The sequence below is a fragment of the Nocardia sp. CA-129566 genome, from assembly GCF_050956075.1.
In the GTDB taxonomy this organism is placed as follows: domain Bacteria; phylum Actinomycetota; class Actinomycetes; order Mycobacteriales; family Mycobacteriaceae; genus Nocardia.
Window position 1 is genome coordinate 2,900,987 of sequence record NZ_CP192085.1, and the last position, 21,515, is coordinate 2,922,501.

The 21,515-nt window shown below is 63.7% G+C and carries 1 protein-coding gene (cut by both window edges); it reads right to left on the minus strand.

The whole window is internal to a LuxR C-terminal-related transcriptional regulator gene (locus tag ACQP0C_RS12845; RefSeq protein ID WP_433733142.1) on the minus strand: the coding sequence, 68,556 nt in all, runs 32,363 nt past the left edge and 14,678 nt past the right edge, and what appears here is coding positions 14,679-36,193, spanning codon 4,893 (partial) through codon 12,065 (partial); reading right to left, the first codon wholly in view occupies positions 21,512-21,514. The start codon and the stop codon both lie outside this window.

Sequence of the window (21,515 nt, forward strand, 5' to 3'; positions counted from 1 at the left end):
CCCAGAAAAGCGCGGTGGCACTGGCGAAGACCGATTCGACGTCCGGGACGGACTGACCCATCAGTTCGGGGACGGAATACATCGGTCCCTGCGCCCGCAAAACCCTGCCGTGCAATATGACACTGCCCATGTCCAGGGTCGACAGGTCCATCTGATGCCGGACGGTGAGCCAATGCAGTAGCTGCATCACGTACTTCATCCGGGTTTCACCCGTATTCGGGAACCTCCCGCTGAACGGACGCAGACCCTCGGCCACACCATTGCGCATCCGCCTCCAGAATCCGGCTGCGATCGGCCCATCGGTCGGATCGGCAAAGGTGCTGTGGAGGAGTTCGTGTGCCGTCATGAAATTGTCTTCCGAATCGGGGTCGTCCGAATCGGAGTCGCGCGAACCGAGGTCGTCGAATTCGTCGCTGAATACCCGGAAGTCCTCCGCGTCGGCGCCGATGAGGAAGAACTCGTAGTTGTCGCAGTTGTGCGGCGTTCCATCCGGATCGCAGAACAGCGTGTTCTGCACCTTCAGTTTCCGGACAGTGAACCCCTCGAGGAGGTCCGGCCGATACTTGTCGGGATAAACGGGCTGTGCCACATCGTATTGGACCTGGCTCTGCATGGATCGAGCCGTGGGCGCCGCGGTACTCGCGGCGGGACCGGGTCCGGCCGCCCTTCGTTCGTCGGACCGGTTCGTATGCGCGGGTCGGTCCGTGCTCGGCACGTCCTCGGCGACTCGACGTGGATCCGAATCCTGTTGGTGATCGTCGGGGGGGAGTGCGCCGGCGTCGACTGGTCGTAGGGCACGTCCTCGTGTCATGTCCGGGTCGGCGTGTGGGTTGTCTTCGCCGAGTCGTTGCTGTCGTGACTCCAGCGTGTTGTCGCTGTCCCGGCGGGTCAGTTGCAGGACATGTGTGGTCTGTATCGGGAATGGTGGTTTTTGCGGGTCGAGCACTGTCTTCGGTTGTGTTGCCTGCTGGTCGTGGATCCAGATCTGTTTGCCGTCGTTGTGGAGCAGGAATAGGTGTCCGATCGCGGCGCCGACGGGCCGGGCGTTCACCAGCATTCCGGCACCGGCGCCTTGTCCGGTGAGGAGTTGTTCTGCTTCGGCGAGGCCGCCGTCGAGGCGTTGGTGGTGTGCTCCGGCCAGCCAGGCCACTGCTGCTGGTGGTACCGGTTCGTGCACGTCGATTGGTTGCTGGACGTCGAATCCGAGACTCCAGGCATCCTGGAACGCGCCTACCGCGCATGTGGGATCTACAGCGCCATTCCAGGGTTGCGCGACGCCTGCGGTGGACTCGGCGGTCAGCAGAGAGGTTCCGGACTGGTGTTCGTTGTCTTGCGTGACATCGGTCGCCCCGGTGGTCGGTGTCGACGATGTATTTTCGGGATGGTTGCGGTCGCGTTGGTCGGCGTGCGCTCCATTCCATTTGAGGTTCAAATGCTTCATCAGCAGCGCAAAGAGCACTCGCTGCCCATCGGTGGGCTTCGGTGCCTCCCCATCGATCGGCTTTCCCGAATTGAGTACGACGGCGCCGACCGACTCCGCAAGAGCGGCTTTCTCGTCCAAGTGCAGTTCTCGATGGGGCGACCAATGATCGTTGCGGTAGCGAGCCTGGCGGCTGAAGTTGGTGAACTGCGCTCGCAGCCACTCCTCGAAATTCGTGTCATAACTATAGAGCCCTTTGGCTCTTCCATGGAGCCATTGTGTGAGCAACGCGGGAAACACATCATCCAAAACCGCGCTACCGGCCTCGGCTACCATGACCAATGCGAAGCGGTACCCGGCCTCGTCGAACGCGTTATGAACGCCGTATCTGAATCCATTGACATAATCCGTCGGGTACTTATCGCGAAGATAGGCTTCGTTGATGAATATCTCATTCACGCCGTCGACGGTGTTCTCATCCGGCGTCGCCTTCATCGAAAGGTCCATCCGTCGAGTACCCACCGCGCGGATTTCGACTTTGGGGAAAATGTCCCACATGGTTTGGAGGCCCTTGCAGAAGGCACGGAATTTGCCCCCGTCGATACCCGACGTATCGGCCACTACCACTGGGATGCCGCGCTCAGCCTCAAACGCCGCCGCAATATCCGGCACATGGTCATGTTCGTTGCCCCACCGGATCCGTGCGCGTCGGTCGAACTCTGGGATGGCAGCATCGAGGAGATCCAGCGACTCCGGGTCCGTGCGCAGCTGCGCGAACAGCAGCCGATACAGCGTCCGCGCCGCGTCCGAGGCATTGTCCCATCCGTTGACCTCCACGTCGGCTACCGCCGCACGAGCGGCCCGCCGCACATCGAAACGTTTCGACAAGCCACGTCGTCCGAGGCGCATCAGGCTTCGGGGCTTGATGACGGACTCGCCGAGCTGGACGCGCACCGACTCCTCGAACGCGGTCTCGTCATCGGCTCCTCGCTGAGGTCGCGACCTGACGTAGTGGTCGAAGAGATACTGGAAGCCACGCTCCTGCACCACGGCGACACCAGTGGTGTACTCGAATTCACGATGCCGCACCACGCCGACACCAGCATCGACGAGGGCGCTACCGATCGCGCCGACAACCGCCGCAAAGAGTTGTCGGCCGGCGGGCTCATCCGGTGTGCCGAGCAGCCGAGGGTCGACGGTTATCGACTCCAGGAAAACCCGGCCATGATCGTCGCGATCCGCCACGATGTCGATACCTCTGTCGCCAGCGACTTTGCCGACCGTGATGACGGCCCCATTTCGCACGACGATTTGTCGATGCTTGGTGAGCATGTGGTTCAAGCCGCCAGCCACATTCCGGGATGCTTCAGGAGCGTCGAAGCCGACGAACTCCACCTGCCACGTCCGCCGCGACCATGCAGCGACTTCAAAAGCCGAACCGCTGTGCAACACCGCCTCGTCCAGCCAGTCACGGGAATCGTCCAGCACGGCTGCCGTGGCGTCGGCCGAGCGGTCGGATTCAGGATCCGCCGCTGCCCGGTTGATGTTGTATTCGAACCACACCGTCTTGCCCCGTCGATGGAGGTTGACACCCCATTGATTTGCGGTGTCGTCCACCGTGACGATGCCCCGGCTCGGAGTCCGCGCCGAGTCGAACACCGGCAGCTGATGGGTATCGTCAGTGACCTCGACCCGCACGACGCCCCGATCGGACATTGTCGCGGTCACCCACGCATCGGAATCGGTATGCCGGAACACGTTGTCGACCAACGCCGCGAGCGCCAATTCCGGGAACAAGGTCTGACTTCGCCCGACGCCAGTGAGCTGGACGATGGCGTGGCGGACCTCGGTGATCAATTGTCGCTGATCCCGGTTGATCCGCACGCCGGTCGTCAGGTCCATCGGCACGTCCGCACGGGAGGCGTTGGTGAGGGGGACAACCCACGGCGTAACGCCGGGGATGTGATCGGTCTGCGAAAGGACGAAGCTGACTTCCCGCCCCGGGGGCGTCCGGCGCAACCCGAAGCTCCATGACGCGGCCGACCGGTTCAACTCTGGGACCCAGGAATCTTGCGGCCCCGGCAGATCCGGCGTAGGCAACGCACGGCCCTCGGCCGTGACGGTGCAGTGCAACGAGGCGAATTTGACCCACATGGTTACTCGCGCACTACTGCTGTGACGAAACGCATCGTCCAACAACGCGGAGATCAACCGAACGGCCAAGGGCGTGCGGGGTGCATTCGGCCAATGCCCCGGCAGGAGACTCTTGATGTCCAGCTGGCCCAGCTCCCAGTCCTCCCGGGCGATAGTTATCACATTCGAGGCTTCGCTGTCCCGCGGGATCGACGGGGCCTGGCCTTCGGCTTCTTCCGTGGAATTGCTGAGTGGCGCAGCGGGATCCTGCGGTTCTCGTGTGTGATCGTCGGGGGGGAGTGCGCCGGCGTCGACTGGTCGTAGGGCACGTCCTCGTGTCATGTCCGGGTCGGTGTGTGGGTTGCCTTCGCCGAGTCGTTGCTGTCGTGACTCCAGCGTGTTGTCGCTGTCCCGGCGGGTCAGTTGCAGGACATGTGTGGTCTGTATCGGGAATGGTGGTTTTTGCGGGTCGAGCACTGTTTTCGGCTGTGTTGCCTGCTGGTCGTGGATCCAGATTTGTTTGCCGTCGTTGTGGAGCAGGAATAGGTGTCCGATCGCGGCGCCGGCGCGGCGGGCGTTCACCAGCATTCCGGCACCGGCGCCTTGTCCGGTGAGGAGCTGTTCTGCTTCGGCGAGGCCGCCGTCGAGGCGTTGGTGGTGTGCTCCGGCCAGCCAGGCTACTGCTGCTGGTGGTACCGGTTTGTGCACGTCGATTGGTTGCTGGACGTCGAATCCGAGGTTCCAGGCATCCTGGAACGCGCCTACCGCGCATGTGGGATCCACAGCGCCATCCAGACTGTTCTCCAGCTCGCGCACCTGAGGGATGACATCCGCGACTGCCAGATCGCGTTCGGTCAGCGCATTGGCCAGCGCGGCGTCGTGCTCCTGCGTGAACAGCAATTCGTCCGACGACGCAATATCGCTTCCAGATGGCGTGGCAGCGATGGTCTCGCCGCCGGTAACTCGTGCTGTCGGCGTCTCGAATTCGTCGGACGGACCGTCGAGTACCGACTCGGAATCGTTTGGGGCCCAGGGAGTGGAACGGGCTTGGGGGCCAGGGATGTGCTCGTCCAGCAGCCCCAAACGCAGTACCTTCATCAAAAGCGGGGTTCGCTTGTATTCTCCGACACGGTCACCGATGCGTCTTCTGCGGCGGATTACCTGCCGGACCGAGATTCCCAACCGTTCCGCGATGACAATGTCGGACAATCCTTCCGCCATCATGACAAGCAATTCGATTTCCGAGTCGTCCGGCCAGATTGTCTTCGAGCGCTCAGTGTCCACACGTGCGAGCCATCCCCGGCGCCGTGCCTCCATCACCGTCTGAATCACTCCGGTGGTGCGGAGCTTCGCGGCCGCGTTCGCCTGGTGATTTTTCACGGTCCGCGGATCCATGTGCAGCCGCACGGCGATCTGTGCGGGAGTCATGCCCGCCTGAAGCAGGTCGAGCACTTCCCCTTCACGGTTGGACAGCACGCCACGATCGGTCGGTACCTGCCCGATCAGTGGTTCGACCAACTGTTCCGCACCGCTGGTACGAAGTTCGGTCGGCGCCGTGGTGGCAGTGGTCGGCCGCGGCGAAACCGGGAGGCGGGTATCTACGCCCTGTTCGGCGGCGACCGCGATGACCAATGCGCGGGCAGCATTCCACAGTGCCCGGGATTCGTTTGCGGGATTGCGGGGGACTGTCGGTACGTCGGTGTTGGAGTGTCGGGGTACGAATCGGCCTAGCAGCTGTTTGTGGGTGGGGTCGAGTGCGCGTAGGTGTCGGCGGACTTGTGATGTGTTCGCTTGGGCGAGTGCGGTCAGGAGGGGCTCGGTTGTGGTGAGGTTGGTGCCGCGGATGATGAAGTCGCTGATGTGGTGCCAGGTTTCGGCGGTTCGGCGGTGGTCGGCGATGAGGTTGCCGGCGATGACGCCGACCCATTGTTCGATGGTTCGTTGGTGAATCTGGCCGAGGCCGTTGATCGCGCTCGCGCATGCTTCGTTGTAGATTTCCTCGGCTGTTCGCGGGTCGGGCATGCGTGCCTGGATCCAAGGGAATACGTTGCGTTGGAAGTGTTTCCGGAGCAGGTTGGCGGCCTGTTCTGGATGGCCTTGTGCGATATATTCGTCGATCAGTTGTCTGAGTTGTGCGTCCGATAGGTTCCTATCTGCCTGGGCCGGAGTCGATTCGGGTGAGCGAGCCTTCCTACCCGACCAAGGATTGGCTGGCCTGCCGCCGTCGAGCTCCTCGGCGCTAGCCGCTTCAGCGGCGGACTGGCGACTGTTCCACGGTGTCTGCGTGGCCTGACCTGCTGGTTCGACTCGGCGGCCTGCATCACCCGGTCCGCCTACCAGTTGCTTCGGCCCAGCCGCGTCGCCGGTCTGCGACAAATAGCCGTCCTCGAAGGAGCGATCGCTGGTGCTCCATGGTGTTTTCCGGACCGGACTCGCCGATTCGGTTCCGCCGGAACGTTCGGCGGAACCGAGCCCCGTATCCGTACGGCGCGGCTCGGTGCTGGGTGTCGAGGCTTTGGAATCGGTCGCGGGTGTGGTCGGCTCGGTTCCGGAATCTGATTGGTCCGCAACGGCTCTCGGCTTCTCGGCGTTGTTCGCGAGTGCCTGCGCGCTCGGCGCATTGTCAGAGTCCAATTGCGCGGGGCCAGAACTGTCAGCTGCGTCCGGCTGATTGCTGAATGGTGACGCGCCCCCGTCCGACGGATTCTGCATTGGCCCCAGGACTTTGCCGTCCTTGCGCGGGGTTTCCTCGTCAGGATCGTGCGGGTGGAGGTTGGTGAGGTTGTCTTCCTCGTCGGTGGTGAGGAAGGCGACGAAGGCCTCTTTGATGTCGGGGTAGGACTCTTTCCATTCGTCGAGGGTGCGGACGCGGGGGATGCGTTCAGGGTCGTTGGGGTCGGTGTGGGGGTCGTCGGGGTTGGTGATGTTGGTGTCGAAGATGACGATGTTGCCGCCGGGTTTGTTGTCGGTGTTGGTAACGGTCAAGGAGTGCATCTTCGTGCCGTGGTCGAGGAGGAGGACGGCGGTGTCGGCTCCGTCTTTGAGGTTTCGGACGTCCTCGATGGTCTTGGTGACGGGGTTTTCAGTGTCGGAGTCGAACTCGATTTTGACGAGTTGGGTTGCGATGGCTCTCCGGAGGTGTTCCGGACTCTTTTGCCATCTCTTTGGTTTGATTCCCGTGTTGAGACCGAGTGCCCATGTGGCTTGGGATGTTTGATTGATGCAGTCCAGCAGCCTCCGGGCTTTGAACAACCGGTGGTAAAGGGACCAGCCCGCAATGGTGCCGAATGTCGCGGCGATGGATGTGCCGGTGGTTTGGTGTCCCAATAGTGCTATTGCGCCGCCGGCGACCGCTGGACCCAGCGCGAACGTGCCTCGGGTCGTCACGACACCGATGGATCTCACTCGTGCGCGCACTTCGGACGGGGTTGTTCTGTTCACGTAGGTGGTGACGGGGATCCCAGCCGAGCCGAGGACTGCCCAGGTGGCGGCGAGTCCTGCCGAGGCCATCCAGGGGCTGGTGGTGGTTGCCGCGAGTACCGCTGGCCCGGCCAGACCGGCCAATCTGGCCGTGAGCAGCGTGTCGATGCTGGTTTTCTCCAGCCACCTCTTGGGTATCAGATTCCCGATCACGCCCCCGAGCGGGGTGATCAACAGCGCTGTTCCCTGCTGCCACTCCGGGAGCCCGGAGTTGGCGATCAGCCACGTGAACTGCAGTCCCTGCATTCCCAGGTAGAAATTGGTAAGGCCTAGGTTGAAGTTGGAACGTCGCCGCACGGGGAGATTCTGGACGGCACGCACCCCCTCGGCGATCGACTTCCAAATACCCTCCGATTCACCCTGTTTCGCGGTCGGGGACGTTGGCATCCGCCACAATGTCGCCAGATTCACAATGCTCGTACTGACATCGATAACGGGAGCCGTCCATGCCCCGGCTTTCAGTGCCATCGGCCCGAGCCCCTGTCCCAGAACGCGGGTGACATTCATTTTGAGGTTGTTGAATCGGGTCAGTCCGTCTTGCGCCTTACCCTTACCGACCGCTCCGACGAGAAACTTGTCCATGGCGCTGCCGTAGAGGACGGAGGAGGCTGCTCCGACGAGTGTTGTTCCGACGAGTATGGGGACGGAGTACGACGTTCCGGATCCAAGGGCGATGATTGCTGTGATTCCAGCTGCTGCGGCCACGCCTTGACTGCCGATCAGCAATTCCTTGGGTTGGATGCGGGCGTTGTCGGCCAAAGATCCCGCGATCAGTGCGCCGGCGATGTGCGGCAACTGGACGGCCCATCCAACGGCACCCGCCACTTCGGGTCCCTGTTTCATGAAATACAGGGATGTCATCGTCGCCATGACCTCGGAACCGGCGGTGTTGAAGAACTCGGCGCCGAGGCGTACGCCGACGTAGCGGTCATTGCGAATTACGTCCAGCAGTGATGCGCTACCCTCGGGCTGCTCTTGCACAGGGAGCTGGTTCTCCGCAGAGGCAGGGTCGGAACTGCCCGTGCCCGTGGAGTTTTCGTTATTGGCGGCAGGTGTCGGGTTGCGCTGGGTGTCGGGTGCCGACGCTTCGTCGGGGTTTTCAGGGGTGTTGTTTTGCTTGCCCAGGATTGGGCGTCGGCGTTGTTCTTGGGTGGGTCCGTCGGGGTCTGATCGGCGGACGGGGCGGAGGCGGCCTTTGGTGTCGCTGGTGTCCTCGGTGTCTCTGGTGAACTCCAGGCAGAAGGCGTCGGTGATTTCGCCGAAGGCGGCTCGCATTTCGGGCAGGGACCGCTCCCATTGGGTGCGGGTGCGGACTCGTGGTGTGCGTTGTTCTTGGCTGGTTTCGGCGGTGGCGGGTTCGGAGAGGAGGGTGTCGAAGATGAAGGTGGTGCCATCGACGTTGGTGACCATGTAGCCGTGGGCGCTGGTGCCGTTGTCGATGACGATGACGATGGTGTCGACGTTGCTGTTCGGGTGTTCGACGCGGTCGATGATGTGGGCGAGTGGGTCGGCGTCGGGGGTAGTGGTTGATATCGGGATTCTGGTGAATTTGGCGTGCAGGCTGTCTTCGAGTTGCTGCCAGGTGTCGGCGTTTTCGTCGGGGAAGGTTGCCTCGTCGTATCCGACGGCCCAGGTGGCGCGCACGGTTTGGATGAGGCATTGACGGACATGCTCAGGGATGTCGGGTGTGGTGTCGGAATTGGTAGCGGTCGGTGCCGATTCGAGGTCGGTGGTGTTGATGTGCGTCTGCCCGCTCCGCACGTCGTCCACCGCGGCGGCGAGGTCGGCTACATCGGAACGCGGTGCCGCGGTGGTCGATTCGGCGAGCTCCTCGCCGACGGTGTTCTCCGGTCTGCCGTCGGTATTGGCGACCCTCAGTTGGATATGGCTTGGCGTCACCACGGTTGTGGTCAGCTCCAGTTCACCGGATGACAGGCCGAGCGCAACCGCCGCCAGCCTGTTCGCGCCGCGTTGCGTCGCCGAATGCAGTTCCCCGGACAGCTCCTCGGATATCGGTTCGGTGGCCAGTCGCCCATCCGGCTCGGGCAGCTGATCATCGCGATCGGCAAGTGCGGTAACCATTTCCGCCGCACCCTCGGTTCTGTCGCCGAGCACTGCCCACACGATGTAGCCGCCTGGAACGTACTCGATCCCGGAGCGGTCGGCATAGACCTCGGCGAGGTGCAACGCCGCGGCGTCTGCGCTGCCGCGAACGTGCAACTCGAGACAGAGCGCCGCACTTTCGTCCGTCGCCAGCGTGGTGAGGACCAAGCTCGCATCGACGTTCGGATTGTCAGGGACGGCCCCTACCAACTCGTCGGCCAAAAGTGTTGCCGTGCCGGACTGCTCGGCCGACCAGGAGTCCTGGCTCGCCAGCAGCTCTGCGACCAGGTCGGTCGCTTCGGCCCGGGCCTGGTCCCGGTTCGCGGCACCGTGCCCGATCCCCAGCGAACGCAGCTCGGCACCGGCCACTGTGCTCGGCCCCGCCTCGACCGGTTGTTCGGTGGTGGTCGGGAGTACCTCCTCGATCGCGTCCCGATCCGTCGTCATCGACGCCTGGCCGTCGAGCACCCGGAACTCCATGAGCCGACTGCCCGGTTCGCCGGAGATCTCGATCTGGAACCAACCCGTCTGATCCGGATCGGCCGCCGGGCGGGCGTCGAGGAGCATGCGCTGGGCCGTATCAGCGGCCAGCAGGCCTTGCTCGGTCGTCCAGTGGGTGGTCAGTTCGCCGACCACCTTCCGCAGCTTCGCCACAGCCCTGTCCACTGGTTGGTCAAGATCGATCGCCATCGCGACCCGTACCGTTGCGCCTGCCGCATCGGAGGGTCCGGCGGCCAGCATCATCCCGGTCTCGCGTCGACCGGGGCCGCGTCCCTGCACAATCGCCATGGTGTTGGCACCGGTTGCGGTGTGGGACATCTGAAGGACGCACCAACTGTCGTCCTCGGCGCCGAGGGTCAATTGATCCGCGACACTGTCCATCGCAAAGGACTGCGTGTCATCGTGCCAGTTCCACACCATGATGTTGACCAGCGACGGCAGTTCCCCATCGATGCGTGCCACGTCCAGGCTTCGCTCCACCCGAGTGTCCGAGGCCGACAGCTGTTCGACCAGGGCCACATAGCCGGCCACCCGGCGCCCGAGGTCGTCCGTCATCGCGACTTCGAGTTCCGCGCCGCCGCCCGGCCGGTCGACGAGCCGCGCCGACAACTGTGCGCTGTCGACGGTGGCGCCGTCGCTGTAGATGGCATCGACCATTCGGCCTGCCATCCGCCGCCCCTCCGCGACCGCCTCGGTCGGCTGGCCCACCAGCACCTGGTCGACCAATGCCTCCAGTTGCCTCTGCACATCGTCGGGATTGTCGCCTGCGCGATATTCGACGCTCGGCGTCGAATAATGCGTTGGGCTACCGGAATCCGGCTGCTCCGCCATGGCGGGCTCGGTCGGGGTCAGGCCGCGTCGTGCGGCCTCGGCGTCGGCCAGCGCCGCGATGTTGCGGTGGACGAGCAACTCGCCCTTGGTCGGCGTCAGGGTGTCGACCTCGGCGGCCACCACCGATTCTGCCTCGGCCTCGTTCGGATCGAGAGCCCCGTCCTCTTGACGGATACCGTATGAGCTGAATTGCTCCGCCATCCATGGCCGCAGCACTCGGTTGTCTTTGGACCCGTAGGTTTCCTCGACGTACTCACCGGACACCTCATACGCACCCGGCGCGGTGTCGGGCAGGAGCCTGCGCAGCTGATGGGCCAATTCGTGGATGGCCAGGCAGAAATACACGCGATCTAGATCGACGCGGAGCCGTCCGGAATCCAATTGCCCTACCGCATTGGCGCGCTTTTGCGCCGGTGCGGTAACCCACAATTCGTTGAATTCGATCTCGTTATGGGACTGGTGGCCGAATGACTCGACGTTGCCGGGGACGATCCTGATCTCCGACAAGTCTTTGAGTATCGGGAACCGCGCGACCATGTGCCGTATGGCCGCGATGAACTGACCAGCGGTTTCCGCGGTGATGCCGGGGTTGTCGATACCGATGACATCTATGCCCAGGTCGGCTCGCAGCGCCGCGACCATCGCCATCTTGGCCTGTTGCTCCGCCGGTGTCACCGGGTGGTATTCGGCCGCGAGTCTCCTTCGCAGGCGGTACTTTTCGGCCTGGTGCTGTGGCGCGATCTTGGTCAATAGGTTGTGCAGGACCTGCTCCCCGACCGATGCGCCGGTCGGGTCGTTCTCCATGGCCGCGAAGGCTCCGGCTACCGTGCGGGCCGGGTCGAGTTGTCCGAGGCCGTCGAATCCATAGCTGCGGAACTCACGGTCCCGCCAGGCATACGCCTGACTCGGATCCCACTTGGTCGGCCCCTCATGGCTGCGGTTGTGGTGGACGATAAGTGTGAGCTTGGCGTTCCGCTGCGCGTACAGCCAACTCGCGTTATTGAGTGCATAGCCGAATTCGATTCGGGTCATGCCGAGTATCGGCTGGTCAACCGCCCCTACGGCGCGGCCGTTCTGCACCATCGCGGCCCAAGTCGGAGCGAAGAACTCCGGGGAGGTAGCAAAGACGCTGGATAGAGTGATCGACCGCGTGAACGGGTAACGCGTATCGGTTCCAGCGATATGGTCGCTCATCGAGAATGGTCGCCCACCCGAGACGGGCCCGATCCCGATCTGGAGCAGTTGGACCTGCGGGTATTCCGTCAACAGCTGGTGTATCGCTCGAGCGAACTCACGAACGACTTCCACTGTCACACCTGGCAAGTCGAATCCGAACATGTGGACCGCGTGCCTGCGCCACATCTCCGCGGCGACCTCGGCGCCCGTCTCGCAGGATTCGAACGGATCGGCTACGGACCGATCGATAGCACTGGCCGCCACGACGGAATCACGTGCCGCACGTGCGAGGCGCCGATGCTGTTCGCGCAGCTCCTCGGGGTATCCCGGATCGTCGAACGGCAGCCGCTGCTCCGGGGTGGCAGTGCGCCAATGGTGTTGCAGTCGCCCGTTATGGATCCGGCCGCTGACGTACTCGAGGAAGTCGTCACTCGAGATATCGGTCCCCGAATCCAATGCGTCCTGGATGACCGGCAGCGCGATCTCGGCCAAGCGCAGATGTTCGGACAGCACATCATTCGGAAGATCGTGGAATTGCGTGGTGGCCAGCGGAACTCGGTTGCTGCCGCCATGGGCTTTGATCCAGGCCCGGTCGGTCGTGGTATCGAGCGCGGTGTCGTATCCAGCGGTTTCGCCCGACTGTTCGGCGGCTAGAACCCCATACAGTTGGGCTGCCGATCCGACGACCAGCGAACGCGGCGGGGTCGCGAAAGCGTCACTCGTTGTCTCCGCGCCCGAGGCTTCGGAATCGCTTGCGCCCGAATCGCTCTCGTTTTCCTCGACCGTGCCCTCCGATACCACGCTCGTTGGGGTGGTGTCACTCGTCGCGTCCACCGGTATCCCGGTGGAATCGGCGGACGTAGGATCGGGTCGGCTGCTGCTCCCGCGCCCGACGTCCGGTCTATCATGCGCGTCCGCCTCCTGGTTGGGACGGGCATCCGTCGGTTCCGGAGCCGGCTCGGGGTTGCTCGGCGAAGGTGGTTCGCCTCCGGTGTGGGCTGCGCTCTCATGCGCGCTGGAACTGCTTGCCGCCGAGCCGGTTTCGCCGACATCAATGGAAGGCTCGGAACTGTTTGGGCCCGTGGCATTTCCGTGTTCGGTCATTCGGTCGGTCGGCACGGGGTCGGTTTGGGGCTCTTCGGCGCGGCGTTGGCGCTGGCTGTCAGGCCGTTGTCGATCCGTATCTTGCACAGCCGCTCGCAGCCTGGGCAGCTCGCGATGCAATAGCTCTTGCGGTGTGTTCTTCTTGCCTCCGTTGATCTCGATATCGGCGAACGACTCCGCTACGGCCTCGCGCGAGTCTGTAAGGCCGTATTTGGAGAGCTGGCTCAACCAGGTGTCCTTGTCCGATTGGATTCGGCCTGCGTTACGTCCCTCTTCGTAGCCGGCATCGAGAATGCCGTCGACCGCGGCTTGGTGCTGCGCTTTGTCTACCCATCGGTTGTAGATGCGATCCAGCGCATGAGCCAATTCATGGATCATCGTGTCGTAAACCGCGTGTCCGGTGCCACGTGGATTCCAGCCGGACTTGACGTTCTTCCGGAACTCCTCGCCAAAACCATGCGGATTCCGGAGATGCTCCGCGCGCCACGTGATGCGACAGACAGGACCTTCCTCTTGTTGCAGGAGTTGCATGACAGCGTCGGGGACCCCCTTCCCCTCCGGCACTAAGCGAGAAATTAGTGCAGCGCTTTGAACCCTTAGTTGCAGCGGTATATCCGGATGTCTTGTCAGTACCGTGTCGATGGCTCGGACGATATCGCGGACAGTTCCGACTCGGATCTCATTTCCCGCGCCAAGGGAATCCGCCCAGTCCGATTCGATCAGGTCGACTTGCGGATGACGCTGTTTCACCATCTTCAGCAGCTCGCGCTTTGCCAGCTCGGCCTCCGCACTCCGATGTGGCGGATCCGGCTCGGATCCTCGCCAGAGTGCATCGCGCCAATCCCCTCCCCAAGCGAGGTCGTCCCCGGTGAAGCGCTGTACCAAGGCATCGAGCACGGCCTGCTCACGGCGAACTTGCGCCTCCCGCCAGGCATCCTCGCGTTCTTCAATCGCACGTTGCCGTTCCCGGCGGAAGGCCTCCTGTTCCTCGCGGACAATCTGTGGCTCCGCGGCCGGGATGCTCTGCCACTTCTGGTTCAGCGCCTCGTACAGCACTGCTTGTGGGGTGTCTGCTTTCTGCCCGTTGATCTCGATGTCGGCGAACGCCATGGAGACGGCATCGGTGAGGTAGGGAAACTGGTCCCACCATGTGTCCAGGTCGGTGTCGATCCGACCGGCGGCGCGCAACTCCTCGTAGCCAGCTTCGATAATGGTGTCGGCCTGCCTGCTGATTTCGCCGCCGGTTGCGATGTCGATGGCTTGACCGAATTGGCCTATCAGGACGTCGTAGACCGGGTGACCGGTTCCCCGCGGGTAGTAACCCTCCAGCACATCGCCCCGGAACTCCGCAGGGTCGACGACGAAGGCGTGGCTCACCGCGATCTCGTGCACTCGCCCGGTTTCGGGATTGCCGACCGTTTCGGCAGGACCAACGACTGTATCTCCGATGCGGATGATCGGGACATCGACATGCGGGCGTTTCGCCAGTACCGCATCGGCCGCCCGGACGATGTCACGAACCGCCCCGACACCGACATCCTCATGATCGATCCCGATCACGTCGAAACCGATCTCTGACAGCCGGGGATGACGGTGTTTCAGCAGATCTACGAGCTCGCGCTTGGCGATGTCGGCCTCCGCGGTCCGCGGGGGCGGATCCGGCTGCGTACCTCGCCAGAGCACGTCGTTGCGGTCGTGCAGCGTGAACCCGCCTTCACTGGAGACAACGGGAGGATTCGCGTGCGCGTCGGCGGCGTTGTTGTCGGGATTGGTTGTTGCCGCGGTGACAACCCGGGGCGGGGTCGGTTGTGTGGTTGTCTGCCGCGCAGCGGTGTTGTCCTGAGCTGCGGCGCCGGGCTCGGCGGTGCGGGTATCGGTCGGCGTCAGCGTGAGATCGACCTCTCCGCCGTCCCAGGGGGCGTCGACATTGCCCATGCCGATCAGAGGGGTGGCAGGCGGCGTGGTGGCGCCCGGCTGAGCGGGCGTGGTTTGCTTGGGCACGGAGGTCGGCTCGCCGGTGGCGACCGCGGTTTCCTGCCGAGGCGTGGCCGCACCCAACGGTGTATTCGACCGCGGGTCGGGATTCGTTGGGGTGAGTGCGGGTTCGTGGTCACGTTCGGTTGCCGTCTGTGCGGGTTTCGCGGGACCGCCCTCGCGGGACGGGCTGCCGATCAGTACGGCGGTGACATTGTCGTGTTCACCCGCATCGATCGCGTGTTGGACGAACGCTCTCGATGCGGCGATCAGGTTGCCTGAGGATTCCGCCAGCTTTTGGCGGAAGGTGTCGGCGATTCGTTGTTCGGGAGACTCCGTACTCGACTGATCTTTGTAATAGATATTTACGGCACCGTCTGTAACCAGCACCACTGTTCCGCTCCCGGCTGGGAGGTCGTAGATGTGGGGCTCTGGCTCGCCCGATTCGGTGTCCTGACCGAGGTAATGGTTGAGGCTCGCACCGAACGCTGCGTGTTGCAGCGCGTGGACGGTCATGCCAAGGCTCTGCGCCATTTCGACGAGGTACGGGTCATCGGGGATCAGCGGGATCGCGGGGCCGTCGCCGTCGGGAATCCAGTAAGCAGGAGAGTCGCCGCGCGCCACGGTGATGAGTCGTGTCGGAGTCGCGATAGTCAACACAAACGTGGTGGCGGGCGGAATTTCGGAATCGGCGTACTTCTCCGATATCAGACGCTGAACGGCGCGCTCAGCGGCCTGGAATGCGCGCTTCGCGGTGCCTTTGGGGTCCGGCCTGGCGCCTTGTGCGACACGGGCGGCCTCCTCGTGCAGTATCGGCGCGGCTGCTTCGGTCGCCGCCTGCGATGCCTCGTCGCTGTGCCCCTGGCCGGACAACCCGTCGGCTACCGCAGCCAAGGTCCACTGCTCGCCGCCGACCTCCGCCGTCGTGAGCGTGAAGAAATCCTCGTTCACGCTGTGCCTGGCGCCGGGTTGCCCACCTCGGTCGGTCACGCCGGCGGCCGATATCAGATTGACTTCGTAATGATCCCGCCATTTGGGTGAGCCGACCGGCAGCCACGGATGGTCTGGATCCACGCCGGCGTCGGGCAGTCTGTCCAGGACGTCGTCGCGGAATGCTGCGAAATCGCCAGCTTCCTGAGTTGCTTCCAATGACTCGAATATCGGCACCGAACGGACCAGGCCGAAACTCGACACTCCGTTCGGATCGGTGCCGATGGCTACACCCTCCATAACCTGTCGCGTCATCGGCGGTACGGACCACAGGAAGGTGTCGCTGTGCTGATCCCGGTATCCCCGTAGCCACTCGACGACGCGGTGGGCATCACCGAGTTGGTCGACATAGATCACGATTCCGTCGTCGCGCGTCGTCGCGGGACCGGCGATCTTCGCCGCGTGAACGCCCGGAAATTGATCCGGGTTGTCGAGGATTTGGTGCACGATGCCACGCATCAGTGCGGGCGCGGCGTCAGCCCGTGCGTTCACATAAACCCGGTACAGGCCGTCGCGTGGCGCACCGTCTCGCTCGAATTCGATGAAGTTGACGAGACTGGGAATCACATTCTGGGCGCTGTCGGTGTCGACGTCGATGGTCCCGTGTGGAGAATGCACCAACGCGGTTCGATGCCCTGGTCGCCGTTGTCCGACTATCGCGGTGAGTTCACCGACAAAGACAGCTGGATCAGTAATGGTGCTCTCGGCTGCCCCGGTATACAGCCGGTACACATCTTCGATCCCGTTGATGGCCCCCCGGTTCTCCCACACGAGACGGAGGAATTCTTCGAAGCTCTCGCGGGACAGATCCGGCGTGGCGACACCATTGCGTCGATGGGAGAGCTCGCGCACCACCATCATGTCCTCGAAGGTGGTGCCCTGGCGCAGCTTCCGTGCCAGTTCCCGCAGCTTGCGCGGCTGATCGAATACGGCCGGATAGTCCGCGAGCGCCCGCGCAGCGGCGTTCGGAAGTGGGTTTGATTGCGGCGCTGGGGGATTGTCCGACCCTGACTCTTCCGATTTCGATCGTTTCTGTTGGGGAGGTCCAGCCGTAGGCTCGGCATGCGGTCGAGCCGGTTCCTCTGTGTGCTCCCCTTGGACCGGTGGTGATTGCTCGGACCGGCCGGAGACAACGGACGAACCGGCCGCACGGCTCGGCTGGGCTGTCGGGTGTATATCGCGGTACGGCGAATCGACCGGCAGCCAAGGATGTTCCGGGTCGACGCCGCCGGCAAGTAGCCCGTCCAGGACGCTGTTGCGGAATGCGTCGAAATCGCCACCCATCGCCCGGGTCGACTGAAGTGCGTCGAATATGACGCGCCGTATAAGCGAGCCGCGACTATCGCGGCCGGGCGGATTGGCACCGATGCTTACACCCCTCGAGACCCGATAGGTCAGGCCCGGCACGGAATCCAGGAACAAATCCGGGTGTTGCTGTTGATAGTTCGTCAGCCAGCCGAGGATCGATTCGGCCTGCTCGAACTCGGCAACCCGGATCGTAATCCAGTCGTTTCTCGGGGTATTCGGTCCGGCGATCTTAGCCCACACGACACCCGGGAACTCGTTCGGCCGGTCGACTATCTCGTGCACGATGTCGTGCATGACCTCGGGTGAGGTGTCGGGGCGGGGATGGCAATAGACGACGAATCTGCTCTGTGATTCGGCATCGGCTCGCCGGAATTGGATGAAGCTGACACTGCCCGGAACCCCCGCGATCGCCTCGGCTTCATCGGGATAGGTTTCCGAGAGTCCGAGCATCCTCGACTGGACAAAAGCGGTCTGTTGACCAGGCGCCCGGCTGTCGAGAATTGCCATCAGTCGTCTGAGGTAGGACTGGGGATCGGTCACCGAGCTCGGTTCGGTCGGTGCGATCAGGTGGCGGTAGTAGACATCGGACTCGGACTCGATGGAATTCTGATCGTCCCAGACCTGCCGGAGTATGCGCTCGAGACTCTCGCGCGACACGTCCGGCCGCAAGGCGTTGTGGAGGGCTCGGACCCGGCCAGCAGCCGTGTGGTAGCGCTCGACCGCTGCCAATGCCCGCGCCGCCGCTTGCCGCTCCGCTTCGGCGTGGAAGTGGTGCACCAGCAGGCGAAGTTGTTGCGGGGGAAGGGCTTCCGGATGCGCGAGGGCGTTGCGCAATTTATTGAGCAGCTCGACCTTTCGGCGCAGTATGCCCAAGCGTTCGAGGTCGTCGGGCGGCGCGGTGCGCGGATCCACGACCGCTGCACGATGTTCGGCCTCGGCGTTCATGCAGACCGACTCCAACTCACCGGAGTCCACCGCCGCCAACAAGTTCCGGACGTCGATACTCGCCGGGGCAACAGCTTGCGGCATCGGCAACGCCGCCACGACCTGGTCGACTCGCTCGGCGGCGGCAGCCAATCGATCGACTGCCGCCTGCCTGCTTCGCGCATCACGGATATCGTGTCCGCCTTGCTGGTTCGCATAGTCGGCCAACGCCGCTTGCCGCTCGGCTTCCGCATGGAACAAATGCACCAGCAAGCGAAGCCGTTCCGGGGCAACCGCCTCTGGATGCTCTATCGCATCAATCAAATCCCCGAGCCAGTCGACCGTCCGGCCCAGCTCCTGCAAGCGCTTCTGATCGCCATCTGCCGCGCGTGAATCCACCATCACGGCATAACGTTCCGCAACAGCGTTCTCGCGTAACGCCGCCAGCTGTGCGCCATCCACGGTCGCCAGCAGATCCGCGAAAGCGGAATGATCGCCACCGGTGCCCGCCTGCGGCGCGGTGGCCTCCGTCTCGGGACCGTTTGCGGCCGAATTGGTTCCACCGACCGGCGGGAAGTCGGAGGTGCCCGACAGGCGACCGCTATCGGGATCCTTGATGAAGAACATGGCAGGTCGCAGCACATCTCGCGACACATGTCCTTTGGGCGTGTGCCCATCCGTTGCCGCGATCGGATCGAAACTGTCGAAGTGTTCGACTGGCCCGGGTGGCAGTCCGGCCGACCGCCGTCCGCCGCCGGATGGCCGCTCGCCATCGGCGTCCGCCGCATCCTCGATCGGAGCAGAAGTCGTTGCGGCCGAGTCGCTTTCGTTTGCCGCGGATTGCGGCGGATTTAGCGGTCGTGCCGGACGCTCGGCTGCGGCGGAAGTCGCTGTGGCCGAGGTGCTTTCGGCTGCGGCGGAGTCTGGAGTGCTATCGGTGACTCCGGAGTCGGCTTCGGTGCTGATTTCGAGGTCGATGCCTTCGTTGCGTGCCGCGAGTATGGCGTCGGCGAAGGTGGCGGCATCGAGTTTGCCGCGGATACGGCGCATGTGGGCGCGGACCGTCGGCTCCGCGATATGCAGTGCCTGCGCTACTTCCCGGTAGATCAGACCAGCTGCGACGAGGCGTAGTACATCGGCCTCACGATCGGTCAGCGCACGGAGTCCTGCTGGGCGCTCGGCTGGTGTCGTCGAACCCGCATCGGGGCGGGACGGGATTGCGGGATCGATCGGAAACCGTCTGTTCAACCAGTCCAGGACGGTACGGAGTAGCTCGTGTGCCGTATCTTCCGTCGGGTCGGCCGAATAGGGCAGCGTTGCCTGCGCACTCATGCGCTGACCGCGCTGGAAGGCTTTCTCATGCGGCGTCGGCTCGGAAATACCCAGCCGTGCCGACAACGGTTGCGCGAGCTTTGCCCGCGCTTCCACCCGCACCTGCGCGACCCTTCGCTCGGTCATACCGGTCGCGGCGGCGGCTTCGCGCACACTCGCCCCCGCCGCGAACAGCAACCGGGCGACCGGAAGTTCCTCATGATCGAGAATGCCCTCGCGATGGGCCCACTCGATGCACCATTGCAGAACTTCGGGTTCGTCATCGCGGGCGGTTTCGATGAGCATGTCCGTCTGCGCTGCGGTGAGCGCCGGTTCGTCGGCTAGCTGCATAGCCATCGGGGCGATCGTGGCCGCCAGGACTGGCGGGCGATACTGGCCGCGCCGGAAGCCGATGCGTTTCGCCATCCGGCGAACCGCCCCCCGCGCCAAATGCGTGACGGTGGACTCGTCGTCGTAGCCCAATGCCGACGCCACGGCGGCAGGCGACAGTCCACGCTGGTAGAGACCGACGACGAGCCGTTCCTGCAGAGGTGTGAGCCGACCGAGTGCCTCCCGCAACTCCTCGGGGCTCGCCTTTGCCAATGCTCCGTTCAAAATCGCCTCGCGCTGCTCGTGTGCGACGAAAATCGTCGCGACCAGCTGGGAGGCGGCTTGGATTGCCGTGTTCTGGATTGTCGGCGTGGTTGGTGTTTCCCGCTGAAGCAGGCGCAGCGCATTGCGCTGGTGGGAGCTGAGTTCGAAGATCGCGTCGTCGAACTGTTCCGTGGATGCTTCGGCGAGGATCTGTTCCGGATCGGGCTGTCGCGCACCCGCCCGCAGCGCCGCACACAGTACGGTTCGGAGATTGTCGAGTTCGGTTTCGGCGACCACTGGTAGTTCCGGCTGGGCGAGAAGGCCTGCGTCCATGGCCACCGCCACCATCACCGCTCGGCGCCGGGTGCCGAGCCTGCGGCCGATATTGGCCACGTGCTGGTCCACTGTCGACAAGGACAATCCGAGGAGTCGCGCGATCCCTCTGTTCGTCTCGCCGATTGCGATCAGCTTCAGGATCTCGATCTGGCGAGGAGTCAATGTCCTCCGGCGCACAACGGGCGGCATGGTGTCCGCTGTATCCGACCGCATCTGATCCGATGCCATGCTCGGATCCGGCGCATCGTTCGGAGGAGCTGTGTCTTGTGCCGGGGAGGCTTCCGACGCATCGGGCTGAACAGATGCTGTCGTGGGCGGCGCGTCGCCTGGATGTGGCGCGGTGCCATCGTTTTCGGTGGCGGAACCGTCGATCACCTCGATGCGGTGAACACGGCCGGATTCGTCCTCGATCCGAATGGCCTCGAGGGCGGCCCTGATCGCCGGATGCACGCCGCTCAGAAAATGCCACTTGATCTGCGGTGGATGCCCGTCCACCCAATACTCGCGATTCAGACACGCGATGCGGAGTTGCTTGTCGGCCTGCGCCTCCAGCCTGGTCTGTCGCCGAAGCTGTGAATCGAGGTCGTAGTTCTTCACCTCATGCCACGTTCGGCCTTCGTCGGTCGAGACATCGACCTCACTGCCCAGCCGACCGAGTTTCGGAGCTTCGACGTGGACGAGAGTGCCCAGCGCATGGATCACCTCGAATTGTTCGGCTAGCTGGATCTCGCCCTTGATTCCGCCGAACATGGCGGGGTCGGTTTTCCGGATCTCCCTCGTCATGCTGGGTGTGATCGGTACTCCGGCGGCGATCCACGCCTCGACGGCGAGGAAAAGCTGTTCGACCTCAGCGAGTCCTGTGAAGAAACCTACCGGCCAGCGGGCCGCATCCGCTTCCGGCATGTTCGGTACCCGCGCCAGGACCGCCTGCCGTCGCGCCGCCAGTTCCTCGAATTCGGCTCGCAAACCACGCAACTGATCCAAGAGTTCACCGCGCTGCGCCTCGGACAGGGGCAGGTGATTTCGCCGGTAGATATCTGCCAGCAGCTCCGCGAGATCGGTGTCGGTACGCTCGGCCCTTCTTCGAGTCTTATCGAACCACTGGTACGTCAGGGTTACGGCGGTCTCCGTAATGAGTACGCGAGCCGTCTCCGTTTGCATGAACGTATCGGCCGATGTCCGGGCCAGTCCGGCCGCGACATGTTCTGGGAAGCCGAGGGCTTCCGAGCGAGTGCGCTTTTTCTCCTGGTGATCGCGGTACGTGGACGCGGTGGCTGTCCGCAGGTACCCGTTGTAGATATTGAGGACGGCGAGCTTCGCCTGATCGGTG